This window comes from Planktotalea sp. (genome assembly GCF_018607965.1).
Lineage (GTDB): Bacteria > Pseudomonadota > Alphaproteobacteria > Rhodobacterales > Rhodobacteraceae > Planktotalea.
This window is the reverse complement of the sequence record NZ_JABBAM010000150.1, coordinates 1957-26900: the sequence shown is the minus strand read 5'-3', so window position 1 is coordinate 26900 and position 24944 is coordinate 1957. Positions and strand designations below refer to the sequence as shown.

28 protein-coding genes and 1 pseudogene are annotated in these 24944 nt (G+C 51.7%); 12 read left to right on the top strand and 17 right to left on the bottom strand.

Annotation, left to right across the window (positions count from 1 at the left end; translation table 11 throughout):
• The 9 genes and pseudogenes from QZ279_RS13370 to aat form a co-directional block, all read left to right on the top strand.
• Positions 1-161 (top strand): annotated as a pseudogene (locus tag QZ279_RS13370) (branched-chain amino acid ABC transporter substrate-binding protein); the annotation flags it as partial.
• A 104-nt stretch (positions 162-265) separates the two neighbouring features.
• A complete protein-coding gene (locus QZ279_RS13365) occupies positions 266-1297 on the top strand; it encodes a branched-chain amino acid ABC transporter permease (protein ID WP_293451685.1) in 1032 nt (343 codons plus the stop codon).
• Between the two features lie 4 nt (positions 1298-1301).
• Positions 1302-2516 (top strand): branched-chain amino acid ABC transporter permease, encoded by a 1215-nt coding sequence (locus QZ279_RS13360; protein ID WP_293451683.1) that lies wholly within the window; start codon positions 1302-1304, stop codon positions 2514-2516.
• Between the two features lie 11 nt (positions 2517-2527).
• Positions 2528-3289: an ABC transporter ATP-binding protein gene (locus QZ279_RS13355; RefSeq protein WP_293451681.1), complete on the top strand. Its 762-nt coding sequence runs from the start codon at positions 2528-2530 to the stop codon at positions 3287-3289.
• Positions 3290-3301: 12 nt separating this feature from the next.
• Positions 3302-4057, top strand: a complete 756-nt coding sequence (locus QZ279_RS13350; RefSeq protein WP_293451679.1) for an ABC transporter ATP-binding protein — start codon at positions 3302-3304, stop codon at positions 4055-4057.
• Between the two features lie 116 nt (positions 4058-4173).
• Positions 4174-6117 (top strand): acetate--CoA ligase, encoded by a 1944-nt coding sequence (gene acs, locus QZ279_RS13345; RefSeq protein WP_293451677.1) that lies wholly within the window; start codon positions 4174-4176, stop codon positions 6115-6117.
• A gap of 190 nt (positions 6118-6307) precedes the next feature.
• Positions 6308-6790 carry an acetyl-CoA carboxylase biotin carboxyl carrier protein gene (gene accB, locus QZ279_RS13340; protein ID WP_293451675.1) on the top strand — a complete coding sequence of 161 codons (483 nt, stop codon included), beginning with the start codon at positions 6308-6310 and terminating at the stop codon, positions 6788-6790.
• 9 nt (positions 6791-6799) lie between these two features.
• Positions 6800-8149, top strand: a complete 1350-nt coding sequence (gene accC / locus QZ279_RS13335) for an acetyl-CoA carboxylase biotin carboxylase subunit (RefSeq protein ID WP_293451673.1) — start codon at positions 6800-6802, stop codon at positions 8147-8149.
• A 55-nt stretch (positions 8150-8204) separates the two neighbouring features.
• A complete protein-coding gene (aat, locus tag QZ279_RS13330; RefSeq protein ID WP_293451671.1) occupies positions 8205-8852 on the top strand; it encodes a leucyl/phenylalanyl-tRNA--protein transferase in 648 nt (215 codons plus the stop codon).
• On the opposite strand, the gene QZ279_RS13325 is transcribed toward aat, so the two are convergent.
• The 16 genes from QZ279_RS13325 to QZ279_RS13250 form a co-directional block, all read right to left on the bottom strand.
• Positions 8816-9142: a DUF2155 domain-containing protein gene (locus QZ279_RS13325; RefSeq protein WP_366513971.1), complete on the bottom strand. Its 327-nt coding sequence runs from the start codon at positions 9140-9142 to the stop codon at positions 8816-8818. The genes aat and QZ279_RS13325 overlap by 37 nt on opposite strands.
• Before the next feature lie 35 nt (positions 9143-9177).
• Positions 9178-9624: an outer membrane lipid asymmetry maintenance protein MlaD gene (gene mlaD, locus QZ279_RS13320; protein WP_293451667.1), complete on the bottom strand. Its 447-nt coding sequence runs from the start codon at positions 9622-9624 to the stop codon at positions 9178-9180.
• Positions 9625-9652: 28 nt separating this feature from the next.
• Positions 9653-10036: an NADH:ubiquinone oxidoreductase subunit NDUFA12 gene (locus QZ279_RS13315; RefSeq protein WP_293451665.1), complete on the bottom strand. Its 384-nt coding sequence runs from the start codon at positions 10034-10036 to the stop codon at positions 9653-9655.
• A 118-nt stretch (positions 10037-10154) separates the two neighbouring features.
• Positions 10155-11423: an ATP-dependent Clp protease ATP-binding subunit ClpX gene (gene clpX, locus QZ279_RS13310; protein WP_293451663.1), complete on the bottom strand. Its 1269-nt coding sequence runs from the start codon at positions 11421-11423 to the stop codon at positions 10155-10157.
• A gap of 146 nt (positions 11424-11569) precedes the next feature.
• Positions 11570-12202 carry an ATP-dependent Clp protease proteolytic subunit gene (locus QZ279_RS13305; RefSeq protein ID WP_293451661.1) on the bottom strand — a complete coding sequence of 211 codons (633 nt, stop codon included), beginning with the start codon at positions 12200-12202 and terminating at the stop codon, positions 11570-11572.
• 179 nt (positions 12203-12381) lie between these two features.
• Positions 12382-13653: an NAD(P)/FAD-dependent oxidoreductase gene (locus QZ279_RS13300; protein ID WP_293451659.1), complete on the bottom strand. Its 1272-nt coding sequence runs from the start codon at positions 13651-13653 to the stop codon at positions 12382-12384.
• 28 nt (positions 13654-13681) lie between these two features.
• The gene (locus QZ279_RS13295) at positions 13682-14401 is read right to left on the bottom strand and encodes a c-type cytochrome (protein WP_293451657.1); all 720 of its coding nucleotides are present in this window, start codon (positions 14399-14401) and stop codon (positions 13682-13684) included.
• Positions 14402-15607, bottom strand: coding sequence for a c-type cytochrome (locus tag QZ279_RS13290; protein ID WP_293451655.1), 1206 nt, complete (start codon positions 15605-15607; stop codon positions 14402-14404).
• Positions 15591-16856, bottom strand: coding sequence for a sulfite dehydrogenase (soxC, locus tag QZ279_RS13285; RefSeq protein WP_293451653.1), 1266 nt, complete (start codon positions 16854-16856; stop codon positions 15591-15593). Before soxC ends, QZ279_RS13290 begins: the two co-directional genes overlap by 17 nt.
• A gap of 26 nt (positions 16857-16882) precedes the next feature.
• Positions 16883-18586 (bottom strand): thiosulfohydrolase SoxB, encoded by a 1704-nt coding sequence (soxB, locus tag QZ279_RS13280; protein ID WP_293451651.1) that lies wholly within the window; start codon positions 18584-18586, stop codon positions 16883-16885.
• Between the two features lie 103 nt (positions 18587-18689).
• Positions 18690-19538, bottom strand: coding sequence for a sulfur oxidation c-type cytochrome SoxA (soxA, locus tag QZ279_RS13275; RefSeq protein WP_293451649.1), 849 nt, complete (start codon positions 19536-19538; stop codon positions 18690-18692).
• 73 nt (positions 19539-19611) lie between these two features.
• The gene (gene soxZ, locus QZ279_RS13270) at positions 19612-19941 is read right to left on the bottom strand and encodes a thiosulfate oxidation carrier complex protein SoxZ (RefSeq protein ID WP_293451647.1); all 330 of its coding nucleotides are present in this window, start codon (positions 19939-19941) and stop codon (positions 19612-19614) included.
• A gap of 17 nt (positions 19942-19958) precedes the next feature.
• On the bottom strand, positions 19959-20375 hold the full coding sequence (soxY, locus tag QZ279_RS13265; protein WP_293451645.1) for a thiosulfate oxidation carrier protein SoxY: 417 nt from the start codon (positions 20373-20375) through the stop codon (positions 19959-19961).
• A 22-nt stretch (positions 20376-20397) separates the two neighbouring features.
• Complete coding sequence (soxX, locus tag QZ279_RS13260; protein ID WP_293451643.1) at positions 20398-20889, bottom strand: sulfur oxidation c-type cytochrome SoxX; 492 nt, start codon at positions 20887-20889, stop codon at positions 20398-20400.
• Between the two features lie 131 nt (positions 20890-21020).
• Positions 21021-21605 (bottom strand): thioredoxin family protein, encoded by a 585-nt coding sequence (locus QZ279_RS13255; protein WP_293451641.1) that lies wholly within the window; start codon positions 21603-21605, stop codon positions 21021-21023.
• Between the two features lie 16 nt (positions 21606-21621).
• Positions 21622-22359 (bottom strand): cytochrome c biogenesis protein CcdA, encoded by a 738-nt coding sequence (locus QZ279_RS13250; RefSeq protein WP_293451639.1) that lies wholly within the window; start codon positions 22357-22359, stop codon positions 21622-21624.
• Between the two features lie 70 nt (positions 22360-22429).
• Here QZ279_RS13250 and QZ279_RS13245 point away from each other — a divergent pair, with 70 nt between their 5' ends.
• Genes QZ279_RS13245 through QZ279_RS13235 form a run of 3 tightly spaced genes read left to right on the top strand, consistent with a single transcriptional unit; the run spans position 22430 to position 24278 of the window.
• Positions 22430-22807: a thioredoxin family protein gene (locus tag QZ279_RS13245; protein ID WP_293451637.1), complete on the top strand. Its 378-nt coding sequence runs from the start codon at positions 22430-22432 to the stop codon at positions 22805-22807.
• 24 nt (positions 22808-22831) lie between these two features.
• Entirely contained in the window at positions 22832-23167 is a 336-nt protein-coding gene (locus QZ279_RS13240) for a metalloregulator ArsR/SmtB family transcription factor (RefSeq protein ID WP_293451635.1), read from the top strand.
• A 43-nt stretch (positions 23168-23210) separates the two neighbouring features.
• Positions 23211-24278 carry a YeeE/YedE family protein gene (locus QZ279_RS13235; protein WP_293451633.1) on the top strand — a complete coding sequence of 356 codons (1068 nt, stop codon included), beginning with the start codon at positions 23211-23213 and terminating at the stop codon, positions 24276-24278.
• Here the strand turns inward: QZ279_RS13235 and QZ279_RS13230 are convergent.
• Positions 24275-24868, bottom strand: coding sequence for a riboflavin synthase (locus QZ279_RS13230; RefSeq protein WP_293451631.1), 594 nt, complete (start codon positions 24866-24868; stop codon positions 24275-24277). The genes QZ279_RS13235 and QZ279_RS13230 overlap by 4 nt on opposite strands.
• Between the last annotated feature and the right edge of the window lie 76 nt (positions 24869-24944).

Here is a 24944-nt window from a genome sequence, read left to right as displayed (position 1 = left end):
GCTTCAAAGACGTTCTGGTTGTACGTGGTAAAGAAAACCCAACATCCGAGTTCGACCTCTTGGAAGTTGTGGAAGTCACACCGACGTCACAGGTTACTTACGCACCTGATCACCCCATGTTCGCTGGTGGTGCTCTGGGTACATGTAACCCAGGCGCATAAGTCTCTTTCGACTTTCGTAGGGCGAACTCAGGTTTGCCCTACTTCAACTACAGTTTCAGGTCGTGCATTAGCGCGGCCTGTTCTCCAACACATTGGTGGGGACCATGGACGCAATCATCCTTCAAGTATTAAACGGCCTAGACAAGGGATCCGCCTATGCGTTGATCGCTCTCGGGCTTACACTCATTTTCGGTACGCTCGGTGTTGTGAACTTTGCACACGGTGCGCTGTTCATGATCGGTGCATTCTGTGCCGTGACGTTGCAGCGGATCTTGTCGATCAGCAAGGTGACACTCAGCGAAACCAAAAAGAATTTCCTCGGGCAACCATCTGAAATCAAAACACCTTATGTCGAAAGCTGGTTTGGCCCAGAGGTCGGTGCAAGTATCATAGATTGGTCTGTACCGCTCGCCATCATCTTCTCGATCCCCGTTATGATCATCATCGGCGTCATTATGGAACGCGGATTGATCAAGCACTTCTACAAGCGTCCCCACGCGGATCAAATCCTTGTAACCTTTGGTCTGGCGATTGTCCTTCAGGAAGTGATCAAATATTTTTACGGCGCGAACCCTATCCCCACAGGCGCGCCTGATGTTTTCAAAGGCAGCTTTGATTTCGGCGTAATGCTTGGCTATGAAGCCAACGCGATTATTTATCCGTACTGGCGCCTCGTTTACTTTGGATTCTCGGCAATCATAATTGCGGCGGTCTTTGCATTCTTGCAGTTCACGACATTTGGTATGGTCGTGCGTGCAGGCATGGCGGACCGTGAAACAGTTGGCCTTCTCGGCATCAACATCGACAAACGCTTTACGATCATGTTCGGCCTTGCCGCCGCGGTTGCTGGTCTTGCTGGCGTTATGTACGCGCCAATCAACTCGCCAAACTATCACATGGGCATGGACTTCTTGGTCCTCAGCTTTGTTGTGGTTGTTGTGGGCGGGATGGGTTCCCTACCCGGTGCAGTCCTTGCCGGCTTCATGCTGGGAATTCTGGAAAGCTTTGCGTCAATGAACCAAGTTAAAGCGATCCTACCCGGTATCGACCAGATCATTATTTATGTGGTCGCAATTATCGTTCTACTCACTCGCCCTCGTGGCTTGTTGGGTCGCAAAGGCGTGATGGAGGAATAATCTGATGCTTGGACTGAACAAAAAAGACGCATCCTTGCTGTTGGTCGTAGTGATCCTCACCATGTTTGCCCCCTTCTTCTTGAATCCCTTCCCGACTGAAAGCGCGATGGCGCAGTTCAATGCAGGTTATCCTGACTTGATGCAGCGTTTCGTGATCTTTGGCATCTTCGCAATCGGGTTTAACCTTCTGTTTGGCCTCACAGGCTACCTCAGCTTTGGTCATGCTGCCTTTTTGGGTGTCGGATCTTACGCGGTGGTTTGGATGTACAAGCTGCTGGATTATAACGTCCTACCTGGCTTGCTGCTTGCAGTTGTTGTGTCGGCGATCTTTGCCCTTGCGATTGGCTACATCTCTTTGCGTCGCTCAGGTATCTACTTTTCAATCCTGACACTCGCATTCGCACAGATGATGTTCGCGATCAGCTATTCAGACTTGATCGGTCGCTTCCTTGGTATATCGCTTACGAACGGTGAAACAGGTTTGCAGGTCTATACCTCTGACCCACAGGTCTTGCTCAACGATTGGGAAACAGTACCGCATCTCTTAGGTCTTATTGAAATGCGCTCTACCTATACGTTGGATCTGGCGGGCTGGTCGTTTGACTTTAACGCAGGCTACTACTTCTGCGCGTTTGTCATGATCCTCGCCTTCTATCTTGCGATCCGCATCTTCCGCTCTCCTTTCGGACTAATGCTGCGCGCGATTAAATCCAACCAGCAACGCCTAAACTACACAGGTCTAAACACACGCCCCTACATGCTTGCAGTCTTCGTGATTTCCGGCGTCTATGCGGGTCTTGCGGGTGGCCTTATGGCGTCTATGGATCCACTTGCGGGCGCTGAGCGTATGCAATGGACAGCCTCTGGCGAAGTTGTTTTGATGACGATCCTCGGCGGTGCTGGCACATTGATTGGTCCAGTACTGGGTGCAGGTTTCATCAAATACTTTGAAAACATCTTCTCCAAGATTAACGAAAACGTGCTGCATACTTGGTTCAACTTCATGCCCGATGGGCTTGAGAACTTCGTTGTCGCAATCATTTATCCGTTCATCGGTAAAGGCTGGCACCTCACGCTGGGTCTGATGTTCATGATGGTTGTTATCTTCTTGCCAGGTGGCCTTGTTGAAGGTGGCCAGCGGATTGCCAAGCTTTTGAAGCGCGGCAAAAAAGATGACGACGGCGCGAATACTGCCACAGCTACAAAACCTGCGGAATAAGGAAACAAATCATGGGTATCCTTGAAGTTAAAAACGTGGGCAAACGCTTTGGCGGTCTGCAAGCACTGGGCGATGTAAATCTCTCGATTGCGGAAAACACGGTCCACGCCATCATCGGTCCAAACGGGGCCGGTAAATCGACACTGCTAAATTGCCTTGTTGGTAAGCTGATCCCAGATACGGGCTCCGTCATGTTTGATGGACAGTCCGTCTTGGGGCGCAAACCATTCGAGATCAATCAGATGGGTATTTCACGCGTGTTCCAAACCCCTGAGATCTTTGGCGATCTGACGGTTCTGGAAAACATGATGATCCCATGCTTTGCCAAGCGGGATGGATCGTTCGAGATGAATGCGATCGGCTCTGTTATGGGGCAGAAAGACATCATCGAGCGTGCAGAACAGATGCTTGAAGAAATGAACATGGCGGACAAACGCGGTATGAACTCAGCCTCCATGAGCCGTGGGGACAAGCGTCGTCTTGAGATTGGCATGTGCCTAAGCCAAGAACCACGCTTGTTGTTGTTGGATGAACCAACGGCCGGCATGGCGAGGGCGGACACCAACAACACCATCGACTTGCTCAAACAGATCAAAGAAGAGCGCGACATCACAATCGCAATCATCGAGCACGATATGCACGTTGTTTTCTCACTTTCAGAACGCATCACTGTTTTGGCGCAGGGCACCCCCCTCGTCGAAGACACCCCTGACAACATCAAAGGCCATCCCAAGGTGCGCGAAGCGTATCTTGGCGAGAGCGCGGATCAATAAGGAGCTTTCACCATGAACGCAAAGACAGAAATCTCCAAAAATGCCAACCATGCAAGCACGGCTCCGGCCTACTTGTCGGTCTGGGATATGCATGCCTACTACGGTGAAAGCTATATCGTTCAAGGCATCAGCTTTAACGTGCATGAGGGCGAAATTCTTGCCCTTCTGGGTCGTAACGGTGCGGGTAAAACCACAACCTTGCGCGCGATTGCACGCCTTGATGATCCACAAGTTTCGCACGGTGAAATCTGGTTAGACCATCAGCCATTGCACCAGATGAAGAGCTACGAAGCCTCTATCGCGGGTCTTGGCCTTGTCCCAGAAGATCGCCGCATCATTGCGGGCCTGACGGTGGAAGAAAACCTCAAGCTTGCTCAGATTGCACCACCTATTGGCTGGTCTCTTGATCGTCTGTACGATCTTTTCCCACGCCTGCGCGAGCGTCGCAGCCAAGAGGGAACCACGCTCTCTGGTGGTGAACAGCAAATGCTTGCCATTGCGCGCGCCCTTGCGCGTGACGTTAAAGTTCTGCTTCTCGACGAACCCTATGAAGGCCTTGCGCCTGTGATCGTCGACGAAATTGAAAAGACGCTGCGTCTGATCAAAGAGCAAGGCATGACCACTGTCATCGTTGAGCAAAACGCTGTGCGCGCGCTTGAACTCGCGGATCGCGCTGTGATCCTCGATACTGGTGGCATCGTCTTCGACGGTCTTGCGTCAGAGGTTTTGGAAAACGAAGCACTCCGCGCGGAATACCTCGCGATTTAACTCAATTTGGTCCGGCCCGCGTCTAGCAGGCCGGACTTTATACCTTGCGCCAGCGTCCTTTGCTTTCCAAAGTTGACCCAGCGCACTGAACTGACCCAATTTATGGAGCTTTTCCCATGTCAAAGACGTTTCCCCCATCCGCAGACCTTGCCGCAGATGCCCATGTTGATAGCGCGAAATATGATGCGATGTATGCCGCATCCATTTCCGATCCCGATACATTCTGGGCCGAGCAAGCAAATCGCGTTGATTGGATCAAGCCTTTTACAAAAGTTAAGGACGTCAATTACGACTTCGGTAATGTCGATATCAATTGGTACGCAGATGGCACGCTGAACGTTGCTGCTAACTGTATTGATCGCCATCTCGCGACGCGCGGCGACAAGACGGCGATCATCTTTGAACCCGACAACCCGAGCGAGGGCTCAAAACACATCACCTACAATGAGCTTAGCGCCAACGTGAACCGCATGGCCAATATCCTAAAGGACCTGGGTGTAACTAAAGGCGACCGCGTTGTTTTGTATATGCCGATGATCCCAGAGGCCGCTTATGCCATGCTTGCAAGCGCGCGTATTGGTGCGATCCACTCTATCGTGTTCGCTGGCTTCTCGCCTGATGCGCTTTCTGCACGCGTTAACGGCTCGGATGCCAAAGTCCTGATCACCGCCGATTTTGCGCCGCGCGGTGGCAAAGCAACGCCACTGAAAAGCAATGCTGACGCCGCTCTTGCCAACTGTAAGGACAGCGTCAAATGCCTTGTGGTCAAACGCACTAGCGGCGAAACCGCTTGGGTCGAGGGCCGCGATATTGACTACAACGCGATGGTCACAACCGCCTCAGACGTGTGCGCACCCGAAGAAATGTCTGCCGAAGATCCCCTCTTCGTGCTCTACACATCTGGCTCCACCGGCATGCCAAAAGGGGTTGTGCACACCACCGGCGGATACCTTGTTTACGCGGCGATGACACATGAAATAACCTTTGATTACAAAGAGAGCGATGTGTTCTGGTGTACCGCTGACGTTGGCTGGGTCACAGGACATTCCTATATCGTTTATGGCCCCCTCGCGAACGGGGCGACCACGATCATGTTTGAAGGTGTCCCAACCTACCCAGACGCTTCGCGCTTTTGGCAGGTTTGCGAAAAGCATTCGGTCTCGCAGTTCTACACGGCCCCCACTGCAATCCGCGCGTTGATGGCGCAGGGCAATGATTTCGTTGCGAAATGCGATCTTTCATCGTTGCGTATCCTTGGAACGGTTGGCGAACCGATCAATCCAGAAGCGTGGAACTGGTACAACGAAATTGTCGGCCAAGAATGCTGCCCCATCGTCGATACTTGGTGGCAAACCGAAACGGGTGGACATCTAATGACGCCCCTGCCCGGCGCACATGCGATGAAGCCCGGTTCTGCGATGAAGCCGTTCTTTGGCATTGAACCCGTGATCCTTGATCCGACGTCCGGTGTCGAAATCACGGGCAATCCAGCTGAGGGCGTTCTGTGCATCAAAGACAGTTGGCCCGGTCAAATGCGCACGATTTGGGGCGATCACGAGCGGTTCCAGCAGACTTACTTCTCGGATTACAAAGGCTATTACTTTACCGGTGACGGCGCGAAACGCGACGAGGACGGCGACTACTGGATCACAGGCCGCGTCGACGACGTGATCAACGTTTCAGGTCATCGCATGGGCACGGCAGAAGTCGAAAGTGCGCTTGTTGCGCATCCAAAGGTAGCCGAAGCGGCGGTTGTTGGGTATCCTCACAAGATCAAAGGCCAAGGCATTTATTGCTATGTCACTTTGATGAATGGTGATGAGCCCTCAGAAGAGCTGCGCAAAGAATTGCGCACGTGGGTACGTACTGAAATCGGTCCAATTGCATCACCAGACGTTATTCAGTGGGCACCTGGCTTGCCAAAAACACGTTCTGGCAAAATTATGCGTCGTATTCTACGCAAAATTGCGGAGAACGACACAGGCGGGCTTGGGGATACCTCGACCCTTGCTGACCCTTCTGTAGTCGATGATCTGATCGCGAACAGAGCCGGCGCGTAAGCGCTAAGACACAAAAACGCGATCCGACGATGTTTTGTCGGGTCGCAAGATGCCAATATCTACTCTCTCAAACCCGTTTGAGCGATGTATTGATCAGGCATCTTTTCACCCAATGCAACTTGCCCTATAACCGCTGCAAAGATGCGCCACACAGAATGTGCGCGTGGGTTAGACTGCATTGAGGGACAGCATGACGAACAAAACACACGAGGCCGATGTCGCATTCATCAAAGCGCTTGCAGAACTGCTCCGCGAAAATGATTTGACCGAATTGCAGGTCAAACGCGCATATGCCGAAGACGACAGCCTCAATGTACGCGTTAGCCGCGCAGCGCCTCAAATGATAGCTGCGCCTATTCAAGTAGCAGCCCCCGTCGCAGCCGCGGCCACACCTGCCGCCGCGCCAGCAGCTGCCGTTGCTGATAATCCAGCCAAACATCCGGGCGCAGTTACGTCCCCAATGGTCGGCACGGTTTACATGCAGCCAGAACCCAGCTCGCCCGCGTTTGTGACAGTCGGCGCACAAGTGTCTGAAGGTGACACATTGCTTATCGTCGAAGCCATGAAAACAATGAACCACATCCCAGCCCCAAGGTCTGGCAAAGTGACACGCATTATGGTCGAGGATGGGTCAACAGTTGAATTCGGTGCCCCCTTGGTCATTATTGAGTAAGGCTTAGATATGTTTGACAAAATTCTTATCGCCAACCGAGGCGAAATCGCACTTCGTGTCGTCCGAGCGTGTCGGGAAATGGGTATCGCATCCGTCGCGGTTCACTCGACCGCAGACGCAGATGCAATGCACGTACGTATGGCTGATGAAGCTGTCTGCATCGGCCCCCCTCCTGGCACAGACAGCTATCTGTCCATTCCGGCGATCATTGCTGCATGTGAAATCACAGGCGCACAGGCTATTCACCCTGGGTATGGGTTCCTGTCCGAGAACGCTAATTTCGTTCAAATTATCGAAGATCATCAACTGACATTCATTGGCCCCACCGCGGAACATATTCGTACGATGGGCGACAAGATCACTGCCAAAGATACGATGAAGGCGCTCGGCGTCCCCTGTGTTCCTGGCTCGCCAGGCGGCGTCCCAACTCTTGCAGATGCACAACGCATTGGCGAAGAAATCGGCTATCCCGTGATCGTGAAAGCGACGGCTGGTGGCGGTGGACGCGGCATGAAAGTGTCCCAAACGGCTGCCGACATGGAAAGCGCGTTTATGACAGCGCGTGCTGAGGGCAAGTCAAACTTTGGCAATGATGAAGTCTATATTGAAAAATATTTAACCACACCTCGCCACATTGAAATCCAAGTTTTTGGCGATGGAAAAGGCCGCGCTGTCCATTTGGGGGAACGTGATTGTTCTCTTCAACGTCGTCACCAGAAAGTCTTCGAAGAAGCACCCGGTCCGTCGATCAGCCCCGCAGAACGTGCTGCAATCGGTAAAACATGTGCCGACGCGGTTGCGAAAATCAACTACATCGGCGCGGGCACTATCGAATTTCTATACGAAAACGGCGAATTCTATTTCATCGAAATGAACACCCGTTTACAGGTCGAACATCCCGTCACAGAAAGCATTTTCGGTGTGGATCTGGTACGCGAACAGATCCACGTCGCCTCTGGTCTTGATATGACTTTTGAACAGGATGATCTTGAAATCAACGGTCACTCTATCGAAGTTCGCATTAATGCGGAAAAGCTACCCAATTTCTCACCCTGCCCCGGAAAAATCACGCAATATCATGCGCCTGGCGGTCTTGGTGTTCGTATGGATAGCGCGCTCTATGATGGCTATTCGATCCCGCCCTACTATGACAGTTTGATCGGTAAGTTGATTGTTCATGGACGCGATAGACCAGAAGCCTTGGCCCGTTTGCACCGCGCAATGGGTGAACTGATCGTGGACGGTATCGATACCACAATCCCGTTGTTTCACGCGCTTTTGCAAGAACCCGATGTGCTATCAGGGAACTATAACATCCACTGGCTCGAGCACTGGCTAGAGACAAATCTAGGGGCATAAAGGCGAAATGAAACAACGTTTTTCATCGCGTTTGGGTATTGGGTAGGCTGAACCCATGCGCGATGATACCCCTGCCCTCTCACCACAAATGCTGCTTCATGCTTATCAAGCTGGCATTTTTCCGATGGCCGAATCTCGGGAAGATACAGAGTTATTTTGGGTCGACCCACGCCAACGCGGTATATTTCCACTAGACCACTTTCATATCTCACGATCCCTTGCCAAACACATGCGTGCTGCGGACTGGGATATTCGTCTTGATACCGATTTTGACGGTGTTGTTGCGGCATGCGCACAACGAAAAGACACTTGGATCAGCCATGATATCGCCAAACTTTACAGCAGCTTGCACAAAATGTCCTGTGGTCACTCTATCGAAGTTTGGGACGGTAACGATCTGATCGGCGGCGTTTACGGTGTCGTTTCGGGAACCGCCTTTTTTGGAGAAAGCATGTTTTCGCGCAAGCGAGATGCCTCAAAAATGGCATTGGCGTTTCTAACCAAGCACCTATCAAACTGTGGTTTCACCTTATTTGACACGCAATTTATTACGGATCATCTCGCAACCCTCGGCGCTATTGAGATCTCGCGTGGTCGCTACCATGCCCTATTACACCAAGCGCTACAAACGACGGCGCGGTTTCATGCAAAACCACTGCCAAGCCTTCAAGATGTCTTACAACGCAGAACCCAAACGTCGTAACGTGAATGTTCCATGGCATTCAGCGCAGGTGCCGAGCCGATCATCCAACCACTAAATACGGGCTGCGCACTTTCGGTCTCACTGACTTCGAGAAAAGCAAACGCATTGTTTGAAGGCGCGCCTTCAGGGTAGCGACAGGCACGCAACGCGACAGTCAATTGACCGATCTCCATGCTGCTACCACTAGCCAGTTCATAATTAGAGCTTTTGCCGCTGACTTTGTCCAAGACGCGTAAATCCGCACCCGTCCCAGATGAAACGGATTCTTGCGCCCATGATCCCGTGCTCAAGGTGCAAACTATAGCGAATAAGCTAAAAAATCGCGTCATTCGCCAGATCCCGATACAAATTTTAACAGCAACGTTACGAGACTAATCGCACTTTGGGTATCTTCAATTTCGGCGTCGGGTTCATACATGAACGGGGATCCACCAGGAACGATCTCAACGAAGTTCCCGCCGAGCAGACCTTCAGACGCAATCGTGATCGCGCTATCATCTGGAATTTCTATTCCATCTTTAATGGCGATTATCGTGTCTGCGCGGAATGTTTCACTGTTCAATACTACCGAATTTACAGAGCCGATTTTAACACCAGCAAGACGAACATCCGTCCCAACATTTACACCTTCAAGCGAACGGAAGCTAGCTGTCAAAGGATAGCTGGATGAACTGCTACTCAGCCCTGTAATTTGGGCTGCATATGCTAAGAAACCCACAGCAGCCAAAAGAACCAATCCACCGACCATCACCTCTGTTTTATTCTGCGTCATGTCTTTGCCCTGTCCCAGCCTTGCTGAATTATTCAGGCACCCAAGCGTCATAGTCACTACGATCAGCAGGTTGCGCGCGACGGATAGACCCCGCAGGCGCGTAAGCCGCGGCAGTCCCTGTCAAGTTCTCCTGATGTGGTTTTTCCCAAACTTTATGGACCAAAGGTTTTTTTGTAGGGGGCTCGTCCCATGTATGGTGCAACCAACCATGCCAATCAGGGTTGACCTTGCTTGCTTCGATCTCACCATTGAAGATCACCCAACGCTTTGTTTTTTCATTATTTTCGTAGTAAATATTGCCCTGATCATCTTCACCAACACGCACACCTTTACGCCATGTGAACAATTGAGTGTTCAAAGTTTGACCATTCCACCAAGTGAAAAGACGTAGAATTTTGCTGCCAATGCCCATGGTGTACTCCGCTCGTGTTTGCCCTAGTATGCCTGATTGTGGCACTAAGATCTAGAGGCTGTTAGATACACAACAACGGGCAAAGCTGCCCGCCTTTGGTTCGTTTTTAGCGCATTATTCAACCCGCGCTTGCGGGCTCTTTCTTCTCTGACTCACCGTGGATCATCAACGGAGCCGCCTCAGATGTGACAGCCTCTTCGTTCACCACCACCTCAGTTACAGTATCAAGGCCCGGAAGTTCAAACATCGTGTCCAGCAAGATTTCTTCCAAGATTGAACGCAAACCACGTGCACCCGTCTTGCGCTGAATCGCACGTTTCGCAATCGCGCTGAGAGCTTCCTCAGTGAAGGACAGCACAGTATCTTCCAACTCGAACAAACGTTGGTATTGCTTGACCAATGCGTTCTTTGGTTGCGTCAAAATCGTCACGAGCGCGTCTTCATCCAGATCTTCAAGTGTTGCCAATACAGGCAAGCGACCGACAAATTCTGGGATCAAGCCGAAGCGCAATAGATCTTCTGGTTCCAGATCTGTGAAGATTTCGCCGATACCGCGATCATCGTTGTCACGCACATCCGCGCCAAAACCCATTGCCGATCCTTTACCGCGCGCTGCGATAATCTTGTCCAAACCAGCAAATGCACCACCACAAATAAATAGGATGTTCGTCGTGTCCACTTGCAAAAATTCTTGTTGCGGATGCTTTCGGCCCCCTTGCGGAGGAACAGACGCCACAGTGCCTTCCATCAGCTTTAGTAAAGCCTGCTGAACGCCCTCACCCGAAACGTCGCGGGTAATGGATGGATTCTCTGATTTACGCGTAATTTTATCAACTTCGTCGATATAGACGATGCCGCGTTGTGCTTTTTCGACGTTATATTCGGATGCTTGCAACAGTTTGAGAATGATGTTTTCAACATCTTCACCGACATACCCCGCCTCGGTCAACGTGGTTGCATCGGCCATCGTGAAGGGAACATCCAAGATGCGCGCTAAGGTTTGAGCAAGCAAAGTTTTACCGCACCCAGTTGGCCCCATAAGCAAGATGTTGGATTTTGCCAATTCAATCTCGCCATTCTTCTCGGCATGATTGAGTCGCTTATAATGGTTGTGCACAGCAACTGATAAAACACGTTTCGCTTTAGCTTGACCAATGACGTAGTCATCCAAAACTTGTGCGATATCTCTGGGCGTTGGAACGCCTTCAGAGCTTTTCAGCCCAGCGGTCTTAGTCTCTTCACGGATGATATCCATGCACAATTCGACACATTCATCGCAGATGAAAACAGTGGGGCCCGCAATCAGTTTGCGGACTTCGTGCTGACTTTTGCCGCAGAAGCTACAGTAGAGCGTATTTTTGCTATCACCGCTGGAGTTGCTCGCCATGGATCACCTTTCGGGCCGTCGCCCTTGTTTAGTCTAAGCACAACGCCTGTCATTGTACCAGAATCTGCGACAGCTTATGGGAGCCTGCCCCCAGCCACAATTGCAAAAATTGGCGCGCGCCATTCTGTCGGCGCGCACCAATTTAATTACTTTTCTTCTTCGTCACCTTTGGCGCGTGTTTCGAGAATTTCGTCGATCAATCCCCACTCTTTCGCGTCTTCTGGTGACATAAAGTTATCGCGCTCAAGACCGGCTTCGACTTTCTTCATCGTCTGCCCCGTGTGGCGCACATAAATTTCGTTCAAACGTGTCTTGAGTTTTAGCGTTTCTTCCGCATGGATCATAATGTCCGTTGCTTGGCCCTGATAGCCACCAGAGGGCTGGTGCACCATGATGCGCGAGTTTGGTAGCGAGAAACGCATGCCCTTTTCGCCAGCAGTCAAAAGCAACGATCCCATGGACGCCGCTTGACCAATGACCAACGTGGATACCTTAGGGCGGATATATTGCATCGTGTCGTAGATCGACAGACCAGAGGTCACAACGCCACCGGGGCTGTTGATGTACATGCTGATCTCTTTGGACGGGTTTTCCGCCTCAAGGTGCAACAACTGCGCGACGATCAGGCTAGACATGCCATCGTGCACTTGGCCGTTCAGGAAAATAATGCGCTCTTTCAGAAGGCGCGAAAAGATGTCGTATGCGCGCTCACCACGACTGGTCTGTTCGACCACCATGGGAACCAGCGTATTCATATATGTGTCGATTGGATCTTTCATAACTCGCCTGCCTGCTGCTGATGTCAGTGTCTATCACACAAACCACTAATAGAGTCTTAGTGCTGCCCACAGGGCGCTGCAAGGGGCGCAACAGAAGAAGACGTGCGTCAAACCTGCTTTCCCTCACGACAAAAGGGCTGCAAATTGCGCGCAGCCCTTTCACTGAAACTTAAGTTTGACTAGCCAAACATGTCGGACGTAATGCCCGCATACCAGCCAACGCTTTCTTCGTAAGTTGCTTTACGCAGTGCCGCGTCTTCGCCTGTAGCGGAAATAAATCCGTCAACTTTCGCGATCTTCTCATCCGTTGCTTCATACGTCGCACCGACCTTCACGCCGTTGTCCGTATCGATCAAGGACCAGCACGTGTTGGAGAACTTCGCTGGGAACACCTTAGATCCAGTCAAAGCACCACGCACAGCCATCGCCGCTACTTTCGCCTGTGAGTTCGCAGAGAAACCAGATTTCGGCATATCACCTTGCGAACATGCATCGCCAAGCACGTGGATATTTTCGTCCACACGGCTTTGCATTGTATGCGCAGACACAGGTGCCCAATTACCATCAGTGAGTCCTGCTTGTTCGCAGATATGACCCGCTTTCATCGCTGGAATGACGTTGCAGACGTCAACTTTAGTGACTTCGCCGTCAATCGACACCGTCATCGCCTCTGGATCAACTTCGACATTATCGCCACCGAAGTCAGATCCAATCCAATCAACCATACCAGCATAATTGTCGGCCCAGCCTTCTTGGAACAGACCCTGCTTAGAAAACTTCGGCTTAGGGTCAGCAACAATGATTTTCGCCGTTGGGTTCGTCGCCTTCAGTAAATGCGCGACCATCGAGACACGCTCATATGGGCCAGGAGGGCAACGATATGGATTTGGCGGTGCGACCATCGCGAATGTTCCGCCCTGTGGCATTGCTGCGACCTGCGCCTTTAGCAATTCTGTCTGGCTACCGCCCTTATAGGCATGGGGCATCTTATTCTGTGCAGACACATCCCAACCCGCAACAGCGCCATCAACAAAGTCGATGCCGGGGCTAAGGATCAAACGATCGTATGGAACTGCATCACCACCCGCGAGCGAGACCATGCGCGCATCGCGATCAATGGCAACGGCCCAATCATGCACAACATTCACGCCATACTCGGACGCAAGGGTACCATAGCTATGCGCGATGCTTTGCAGATCACGGAAACCACCGATGTAGAGGTTGGAAAAAAAGCACGTGTAGTAGCTGCGTGATGGTTCGATCAATGTGACATCGATCTCGCCCTTGCTATCTTTTGCAAGGTAGCGCGCAGCGGTTGCACCCCCTGCACCGCCGCCAACAACCACAACGCGTGGACGCGCATGGCCCGCAGCATGTACCATAGGGGATGCAAGCGCAGAAGCTGCGGCTGCAGCACCCGTTCCTAGAAAAATGCGTCTATTCAGTTTCATTCTATTTCCTCCCGTAACCGGACCTTTGTTACTCAAGGTCCCTAAAATATGCAGCCAAGGCCGCAATTTCTTCGTCCGACAAACGCGAGGCCATCATTTGCATCACAGGATGTGGACGTAATTTTTCTTTGTAAGCATGCATCGCAACGACGAAATCCGTCTTCGGCCAGCCAACAATCGCCGGAATACCTTGATCACTGCCGCCAACCTGGTGGCAGGTCAGGCATTCGCTTCCAAGATATTCGCCGTACTCAGGATCGCCTTGCAGCGCCAAAATCTCTGGCGACAGCTCAATCTCAACGGCCATCGCAGTTGGTGCCGCCTCTGGAATGTTCGCTGGATCGTCGGAAAACTGACGCAAGTAGGCCAGAACGTCGTGGCGATCTTGCTCTTTTTTCAGGCCCCTGAAATTCATTTTGGTGCCAGAAACCATGCTTTTTGGGTTCTCTAGAAACGCATCAAGGCGCTCGTAGTCCCAAACCAAACCATCAGCAGCCGCGCGTTTCATGGATTTGGAGTACTTAAACCCCTCGACCGCGCCAGCGCTCGCATCGAAAATACCGTTAAGCATTGGTCCGACACGGTTCTTTGCGCCCTCGCCCACTTTGTGACAAGCCGCACATTTCTTAAAGACCTTGGCACCCGTTTCAAGATCGCCCAAAGCCTGCGCCGTTTCATCCGCGTTCACAGCCGCCGCGCAAAAAAACGCGACAACTGTTGTTAGGGTAGTTAGAAAACTGCCCTGCATTTATTGGCTCACAGACTTCAAATACTCTGTGACCGCCGCGATGTCTTTTTCCTTCTTTAGACCGGAAAAGGACATCTTGGTTTTCTTCACATAAGCCTTTGGCTTTGCAAGGAACTCAGCAAGCGTTGCTTCATTCCAAACAGCGCCATCCGCGCCCATTTGGCTCATGGTTTTAGAGTATTTGAACCCATCAACACCACCAAGCGCACGCCCCATAATGTTGTTCAACTGCGGCCCACTCTTGTTTTTCGCCCCTTCACCAACCTGATGACACGCCGCGCATTTTTTGAAGACTTTCTCGCCAGACTTTGCCAAGTCCGCATCAAATGCTGCTGCAATGACAACGGCCTCTGCTGCTGGCGCGTCTTCTGCAACGGCGTCTTCTTCAACGGCTTCAGCCACTTCGAATTTTACCTCTTCAGCAGGTGCCGCAGCTTCTTCCGCTTCACCTTCATCAGGTGTCACATCCAAAACTGTCGCGCGCATCGTAATTTCGACCGAATCTTTACAGCCGCTCATGCATGGCTCAGCCTTCCAGAAATGCGCTTCTGACGTTAGGCGATCATCTTGGATAAAGCCGTCTTTGTTCGGCATCTCAACATCCAAGAAATTCTCGTTTGTGAGTACGAAATCATCATCGACCAAATCGTTGGAATACAGAATATACGCAACAATCGCATAGACATCGTCATTGCTCAGGCTTTGGGCATTTCCGAATGGCATAGAGCGGTTCACATAGTCCCACGCCGTGCTGAGGTGTGGCCAATACGAACCAACAGTTTTCAACGGATCTTCATCCGCTAATGTGTCCATACCGCCTGCTAATTTAGGCCAGTTATCAACACCTTCTGCAAAATCGCCGTGACATACGCCGCAATGTTCAGCAAAAATTTCTTCGCCGTCATAAGCAGAGCCTGATCCCGCAGGTAAACCCGTGCCATCAGGACTGACATCATGGTTCCACGCAGCAATCTCTTCTGGAAGCGCAGCACGCCCAAGGCGAAAGGAACCGACTGCTGCAGCGACCACGACTGGTTTTGCAGCTACTCGTTCTACCGCGGCTTCATCAGCATTAGCAGCCGAAACCATTAATGGTGCAACGCTCGGAATGTTGACAACAAATTGATCCGCGAAGACATAGGCCATCGACAAAATAAGACCCGTCCCTGCCAAAGAAGGTGTGAGAATTTTAAGAAATTTCGACATTTTCTGCCTCACCGTTCTCTTTAACATGCCAAGTTTGGATGCAATTGTTGTGATAGATTGAGTTTAAACCGCGCACTTCGCGCAGTTCATTTTTGGTCGGTTGCACATAGCCTTCGCTGTCCATCGCGCGGCTTTGGAGCAGCATTTCAGAGCCATCCCAATCCGTATCCAGATAGAACCGTGTCAGCGCTTTGTCTTGACCAGGTGCCGCCAAACGCGCGGTTTCCCATGTCATGCCACCGTCTTTGGACACGTCCACGCGCTCAATCGCGCCGCGACCGGACCATGCAAGGCCCGTAATGACCAAAGGCCCTTTGCCATGCGTGATCGGCGATTGCGGGCTTGGCGATGTGACAACGGATTTCGCATCCATTTCCCATGTCCATTTACGCGCGATACCATTTTCAAGAACGTCCGTGTATTTCGACGTTTCTTCACGGCTTTCGACAGCGATTTCAGTGACTTCAATACGGCGCAACCACTTAACCCACATGTTGCCTTCCCAACCGGGAACAACCAAACGAACGGGATAGCCATGCTCCATACGAAGCGCCTCACCGTTGGCTTTGAACGCAATCATACAATCATCAAGAGCTTTTTCCAAAGGAATGGAACGACCGTTTGAAGACGCATCATGCCCCTCAACATAGACCCATTTGCCTTCGGGCTTAATGCCCGCTTCCTCAAGCAAAGTGCGCAAGGTCACGCCCGTATATTCCATGTTGTGGATCATACCGTGGGTGAACTGTACGCCGTTCAATTGCGCGCCTGCCCACTCCATTCCAGTGTTGGCAGCACATTCCAAGAAGAACGTCTTTTGAACACGTGGAAAACGCTCAAGATCGGCGTAGGTGAAAATCAAAGGCTCATCCACAAGACCGTGGATCATCAGACGGTATTCGTCCTTAGACATCTCGATCGCGCCAGAGTGATGACGCTCAAACGCGCAGCCTTGCGGTGTGATCGTGCCATCAAGTGCATGGATCGGCGTGAAGTTGATCGAACTGATCGTGTCAGCGGTCAACCACTCAACGTTGCGGCGAACCACATCTTTTTCGTAACTGATCGGAAGCCCATAAGGTGTCTCATCGACCCCCACGCCCAAACCCTGCGCGAACTCTTGCTTTTCCAAGATAAGAGGATCGCCTGCCGCATGTGCAGCCCCCCCTGCAAGGGTTCCAGCTCCAACCGCTGCTGCGCTCGACAAAAAATCACGACGTGAGACGTTTTTCAAATGCTTATCAGACACTTGCTGCTCCTGTTTCATGTATTACGCTAAACGCCAACTACGGTGACGGAATTATTCGGCTCAAGCGAGATCGTGCCCTGCGCACGGATGTGATCTTCGACCACGTCCCATATTTGCGGGCCTTCAGTGTTCTCGTTTACAGACGCCCAACCCGCGACCATGTAGGTTTTCGCAGGATCAATCTTTTCGCCCGTTTTAAGCAAAGTCATTTCCGTAATGCGCTCGCCCTGCGGTTTGCTTATGTCGATGCGATACCCCATACCACCAACGCGAACCATATCACCGCCTTGTTGATAATAAGGATCAGGATTGAACAGATTATCCGCCACATCTTCAAGAACAACATGCAAGAATTCGCCTGTCATTTCAGTCCGGTAGGCTTTGCCATACGTCATTGACGTAACGTTAAAAATGTCTTCGCGCGTGATATCCTGACCCGGCAGAATGCTTGGCCCCCACCGTACGCCAGGCGACAAAGCGATGTCCGCTTCGCGCTCGGAAATCAACGCGTCACAGATAAGATCATCCCATGTTCCGTTAAAGTTTCCACGACGATAAAGCGTTTGATCGTCCCCCGTCTTACCAATGACTTCGCGCAACTGATCTATATGGGGGGCGCGCTGTTCTTCGATGACTTTGGTGACAACAGGATCAGGCGCAATCACATCAGACAGGATCGGGATCAGCTTGTGGCGAAAGCCCATCATACGGCCATCGCGGACGTCCAGATCGACGCGGCTGACGAACTTACCGGTTGAACCCGACGCGACAATGATAGTCTCGCCAATCAGTACGGGTTCAGGCAGCGCATCATGCGTGTGACCAGACAGGATCACATCGATCCCTGTCACTTTACCCGCCATCTTTTTATCTACGTCAAAGCCATTGTGGCTAAGGCAAACAACCAGCTCAGCCCCCTTCGCACGGACTTCATCGACCATTTCCTGCATACGCTCATCACGAATACCGAATGAATACTCTGGGAACATCCAGCCAGGGTTCGCGATTGGCATATATGGGAAGGCTTGGCCGATAACGGCAATCTTCACGCCGCCACGCTCAAAGAACTTATAGGGAGGGAACAAATCCGTTGGTTCGTCCCACTCAGCGTCAAAAATGTTCTGGCCAAGCGCGGCGAAAGGCAAGCCTTCGACGATTTCATTGACGCGATCAGAGCCGAGCGTGAATTCCCAGTGGAACGTCATCGCGTCAGGCTTTAGCGCATTCATCACATTGACCATATCTTGGCCTTGGGATTGATAACATGTGTAGCTGCCGTGCCATGTGTCGCCTCCGTCCAATAGCAATGCATCAGGGCGATCGGCACGGATAGAATTGATTACGGTCGCCACGCGATCCATGCCACCGATGTTGCCGTACCCTTTGGCAAGCGAAGCAAAATCATCATAGGTCAGCGCATAAGCAGAGTGACTGCCATCATCGATTCCATAAAGCTTGCGGAAATCGCTACCGGTCACATGGGGAACAGCACCTTTGTTCGACCCAACACCGATGTTGACTGACGGTTCACGAAAGTAATGCGGCACCAACTGTGCGTGGATGTCGGTGATGTGGATCAAAGACACATTGCCGAACGTATCAAACTCCAGCAACTTGTCTTGCGTAAGGCTTTGCTGCGCGCCCAGACGTGCCCAATTTCCGAAAGCAGAGGCCCCGTAAAGCGCGGACGCGGCCATTGAAACTTGTAGAAAATCGCGGCGAGAGATCATGGGTGAAATCTTTCAATCTAGCTGCACACATATGCGCATATTTGAATGGGTTGAGTGCGAAAAACCCCACCAACCATCAGGTTAGCGGGGTGCTTTAGCTTGTTTAGTTGCGGACCGAAGGACCTTCGACGCTTAGGCCATTGCCACGGCTTGCGACATACATTTCCAAAGCAACAAACTCTTTGCTGCCGGGCTTGTAAGTTTCAGCGCGCGTATCACGAACGCAGCCCTTAAAGCGAGAATGCACACCATTCAGCTTGGCGTTTTTCAGACGGTACGTTGGGAAACCGTTGATCTGACCTTGGCTAAGGTGATCCGCGCGGATCATCAAACCGTAGCTGTCCTCGTGGCAATTAGCACAGCTAAGTTCAAGCTGACCCGTGCGGGCATAATACAGCTCTTTGCCCATTTCCCACGTGGATTGCGCAGGACCGTCAGTTGCGACATTCACAGGCATGCCACGAGACACAGATGAAAGCGCTGCTTCCATGTTGATCGCAGCCCCCTTGTCATAGCCCCAAGCTTTGGCACCCATCTGGTTTTCACGGCAATCGTTCATCTGCATTTGCAGAGTACGCACTTCACCAGCGGCTTCGTTCCACTTGGGATAGGTCGCTTTCACGCCCGCCATGGAATCGATGTCGTCATGGCAAGACTGGCATGACTTGCCCTCTGACCCATCTACTTTGGCCCATGTTTCCATGCCCTTTTCCACAAAAATCATGCCTGGATTGTCGAAATCGTCCAATTGCATGGCTTGCGTTTCGTCAGACCGGAAATGCCAACCTGACATCACCTCATCTAGCGCGTCAGACAAATGCGCAGGCGCCGCAGTTTTGGTGACCATCGAAATGTCCTCGTTGAGAACCATCGTGTCATCATCCGCATCAGCATATGCAAACGTCGGAGCCAGCAAAACTACCGCAACTGCCGTCATTGCTTTAATGTTCATATCATTTCCTCCCTAGCAGGTCCTTGCCACATTGAAAGATGCGACAAAGGATCCTGAGTATCGCGTGCTGACCTTAGCCAATCGCAATTTTTTTGCTTTGATCGTAGACGTCACCATCATCATCATACCAAGTGAATTTGAACTCGCCCGCTTCTGGGACAATTGCTTCAAATTGGATGTATGGGTTTGTTGAGATCGCGGGCTCTAAAGTTGCGTCAATTACGCTTTCGCCGTTAAATTCAACGGTAAAACGATTGATGATCGAACGCGGGATCTTGTTGCCCTCTTTGTCTTTACGCTGGCCAGATTCCATCTTGTGGCTGATCAGGGTCTTGATTGTGATCGCCTCACCGGCTGCTGCCGTTTTAGGGACCTTGACGCGGGGTTTTACACCAGATGCCATAATTTCAAACTCCTAGATTAGCCGCCGCAGCCGCCGATTGTTACTTTTACAGCCTGTGATGCACGCGCAAAGGTGCCGTCAGCCATTTTAGCGATCGCAACAACATCCTGTGTTCCCGCAAGGCGGATACGTGTGGATGCGGATTGCTCCGCTGCAAGCGGTCCAAAGTTGAACGTCGCGACATCAGGCGTCGGGTTTCCGGTCGCCAAAACCATAATCGAAACTGCGCCCGGTGCGTCAACTGAAACTGGAACAGTATTCCCGTTTTCCGCAATTTCTGGCGCTGTCAATGTCAGGCCTGTATCGGCCATATCAGCGCCGCCCGTGAAAGATGCAATCGCATCATCCGCCGCCGCACTTACCTGAAATGGAAGGACCGTCAGTGCAACCGCACCAAGCCCCAACGCCAAGGTATCTCTACGTGAGAATTCCATGTTTATCTCCTTTATACGTCTCTTATTCATCTTTGAGTGTCGAAAGAAACGCGATTACGTCTTCTATCTGTTCACCGCTCAACAACGGATCGAGCGGGCCTCCAGCCGCTTTACCTGTGTAGCCGTTACCGGGGCGCAAGAAGCCATCAACCTTATAATAGGCTGGCATCATCGTGCCCTCGAATGTCATTTTTGAGTTGGCAAGGATACCACGAAGCTCTGCTTCGGACCAACGATCCGCTGCACCATCAAGTGCAGGACCAATTTCACCCTGAAACGGGATATCCGCGAGCGCGCCAATTTGATGACATGCAACGCAGTTCCCAATTTTCTTTGAGCCCGCAATTTTAGCGCCCATTGCCGCATCGCCAGCTTTGCCCGTCAACGACATGGCTACTGCACCATCTTCGTCAAACGCAACATCTGCTGGTGCAACCATCTCTGCCCAGCCTGCGCTGCTCAGAGCGATGACACCTGCGACACTTGCTGCCGCGAGTTTATTTAAAGTGTTCATAGTCCCTCCCGTCGTAACCATGGCGTGCATGACTGCATTTCAAATGGTTTCGGTATACCGTAGTTCACAGAGCCGTGAAAATGCAACATCAAATTCATTAAACTGAATAGATGATTTTGTGCAGCATTGTTTCAGTCAGTGCTGCCATCGTTACGTTCCTGAATGCGACGCGCGTGATAGCGCTGAAAATCCTCAACGTTATCAGACGCGTACAGCTTTTCATTTACCCACGTGAACATATCCATCGTTGTGCCCACACCAAATGCACCTGGCATGATCGCAACCGCTGCGCGCGGTGTCGATGCGCCCTCTTCTACAACTTCGGGCAGGAACATCATCGCAGGCGTAAACAGAATCCCCCATTTGCGCGCCATCTCTTTTTCACTCAGCGTCTCGCCATCGAAATCTGTAACTTCGACATCGCCGTACAGGTTTAGCTGCACCACAAAATAGTTCCCATTGATGTAGTCACTCACCTTGGCTTGCGAAAAGACCTCCTTGTGCATCTTGGTGCAATAGATGCAACCACGTTGCTCAAAGATAACCATCAGGCGCTTGCCCTCGCCATTGGCTTCCTCCAGATCTTCGCGCAGATCCTTAAAGGTTTCGCGCATCCAATCGGCCTTGTGCAGGCCATCATCGCCTAAAGTTGCAGCACCCAGAGGTAGCGCAAGCGCGCCCAATACAAATCCAAGAAGCGTCCGTCGCAAAATCATCTTAACTTCCTCTCTTTTAGCCAAGCGCCGTTAGCGCTGGAAACCAGCGGATCATCGCGTCCGCTATCAAATTTACACTGCCCGTCGCGATCAGTATCGCAAACACGATCAGCATCACGCCCATTAGTTTTTCAACATGGCCCAAATATTTGCGATTACGCGCCATCCACCCAAGGAACGGTTTTGCGACCAAGGCCGCCACCACAAAAGGCGCGGTCATCCCGAAACCATAGACCAACAATAACAAACCGCCTCGCCAGATATCGCCCATGCCAGAGGCAATCATCAGGATCGAGGCCAACGCAGGCCCAACGCAGGGCGTCCAGCCGAAGCCAAACGCAAGGCCCATAATATAAGCCCCAATCAGCGTTGTAGGTTCTGCGGTGCTTTCAATCTTGGCTTCACGGTACAAGATTGAAATGCGCACAATGCCCAAAAAATGCAGACCAAAGATGAACAGAATAGCAGCCGCCACATAACTAAGCGGCCCCAACCATTGCCCAAAAGCCTGCCCAATCGCCGTCGCGCCCATACCAAGCAGCACAAAAATTGTGCTGACGCCAAACGCAAACATCACCGCCGACACAACCAAACGCCGCTGAGCACCCGGTGCAATTTCGCCGTCCCCGCGCAATTCAGACATCGAAATGCCCGCCATGTAGCAAAGGTAAAAGGGCACCATCGGCAAAATGCAGGGCGTGAAGAACGACAAAAGCCCCGCAAACGCGGCACCTGCGAAGGAGATATCCAACATAACGGTTTCCTTGTGTTATTCACATATTCAAATTAAGTATTGCTTTAGTAAAGGGTCAATCGGGATTAATATGCGCCACCTCTTTTCAAAAATTGCGCTCGCGGGCGCGTTTGCGTTGACCACAGCGACATCCGCATTTGCGGTGCAGTTGATCATGGTTGACCAAAAAGGCTGCCATTACTGCGAAGCATGGATGGACGAAATCGGTCCCGCCTACCCTAAAACCGCCGAGGGAAAGTTCGCACCTCTCGAAACACGTGACATTTCCAAAGGCGCGCCAGCGAGTGCAACATTCGCACGCCGTGTAAATTTCACCCCGACATTTATTTTGATGGCCGATGGCGCAGAGATCGCGCGGATCGAAGGTTATCCGGGCGAAGATTTCTTCTGGCCCCTCCTCACGCAACTTTTAGAAAAAAACACATCGTTCGACGCAGATGCGAATTGATCTGATGGTAATAGGTTTATAATCATGGGCTTACCCGTACTAGACGTCGATATGGGCGAAGAGGAACTGGATAAGGTTCTGGCCAACGCGCAGACCGCCTCGGCCTTTTTGAAAGCGATCAGCCACGAAGGTCGTTTGATGATCTTGTGCCATTTGGTAAGCGGCGAAAAATCAGTAACCGAGTTGGAAGAATTGCTTGCCGCGCGACAAGCGGCGGTGTCCCAACAGCTGTCTCGCTTGCGGCTTGAAGGTCTTGTGATCCCGCGCCGGGATGGCAAAACGATCTATTACAAACTTGCAGATGATCGTCCCAAGAAAATGCTTGAAACGGTTTACGAACTGTTTTGCAAAGACGACTAAACCGCCAACGCGCGTAACATTCAGATATCTGGGAGGTGTTCGAATGGAATTTTTATCATCTGATACGACATTGGTCGCACTCTTTGGTGCCTTGGGTGGAATCGCCCTTGGCCTCGCCGCACGTTTGGGCCGCTTTTGCACCCTTGGCGCGATTGAAGACGCGCTATACGGCGGCTCAACAGAGCGCTTGCGCATGTGGTTTTGGGCCATCGGCATTGCAGTCCTTGGAACGTTCACCTTGCTTGGTTTCGGCGTTTTTGAAGCAACCGAATCCTTTTATCTGTCACGTCCCTTTTCTCTTGTAGCCAGTGTACTCGGGGGCCTTACGTTCGGCTACGGTATGGCGCTTGCAGGAAACTGCGGGTTCGGCGCAATCGCCCGTCTTGGCGGTGGTGATTTGCGATCCTTCGTCATTATCCTCGTCATGGGCATTACCAGTTATTCAGTCTTGTCTGGTCCCTTTGCAATGATCCGGGTTTGGGCATTCCCTTCCGGTCAAGCCGTTGAAAATCCCGCTGGGATCGCCCATGGCCTTAGCACCCTAACAGGTCTGTCACCGATCTATATTGGCCTCGCTGTTGGCATTCTGATTTGTCTTGCTGCACTTTTACGTGGCCCGTTAACATCTGCCCCTAAGTCTTTGTTCTGGGCGACGATTGTCGGTCTCGCAATTGTCAGCGGTTGGGCTGGTAGCGCATGGATCGCACATACAGGTTTTGACGACGTCTCTGTCATTTCTCACACCTTCTCCGCCCCAATCGGTGAGACCATTCTTTACACAATGCTGTCCTCTGGGATCGGCCTGAGCTTTGGAGTGGGCTCTGTTGCGGGTGTCTGGATCGGTGCGTTCATCGGCAGCCTGATCAAAGGTCATTTCCGCTGGGAAGCCTGTGAAGACCCTCGCGAATTGCGCCGCCAAATTCTTGGTGCAGTCCTCATGGGCATCGGTGCTATTATCGCAACGGGCTGCACGATCGGCCAAGGCATAAGCGCGTTCAGCCTACTCAGCTACAGCGCACCAGTAACGCTTTTAGCGATCTTTGCAGGATGCGCTTTGGGTCTAAAGCAATTGATCGAAGGCTTCACGTTTCTATCAAAGAACCGCGTTTAACCCCACTCCTGCAAACGCGCCACGTACCGTGCGAGCGTGTCAATTTCTAGGTTCACAGCATCGCCCACTTTGGCATCGCCCCACGTCGTCGCGACCTTGGTATGGGGAATAAAGTTGATCCCGAAATCCGTGCCATTCACTTCGTTCACAGTTAAGGACGTGCCGTTCAGAGCAACCGATCCTTTAGAGGCGATGAACTTGGCTAAGGTGTCAGGCGCGCGCAGGGTCACACGCGTGCTATCTCCCTCGTCTTCCATTGCGATGATTTCAGTAACTCCATCCACATGGCCCGACACGATATGACCGCCCAACTCGTCCCCAACCTTCAGCGCGCGCTCAAGGTTTAGGCGACGCCCATCGGGCCAGTTCGTCGACCCAATATTTGTTTTGCTCACGCTCTCAGCGCTAATCTCTACGTCAAACCAATCAGGCCCCAACTCGATCACCGTTAAGCAAACGCCGTCACACGCAATCGACGCCCCGATATCAATGCCAGATGTCACGTATTTCGTCCCAATGCGCGCGCGTAGATCACCGCGCTGCTGGGTTTCGCGTACCTCGCCAATATCAGTGATAATACCAGTAAACATCTGCGTCACTCCTACAGGGTCGGTAAAAAATAGGGGAACTAAAGGCTACATTTTGCCTTAATATTTCCCAATATTC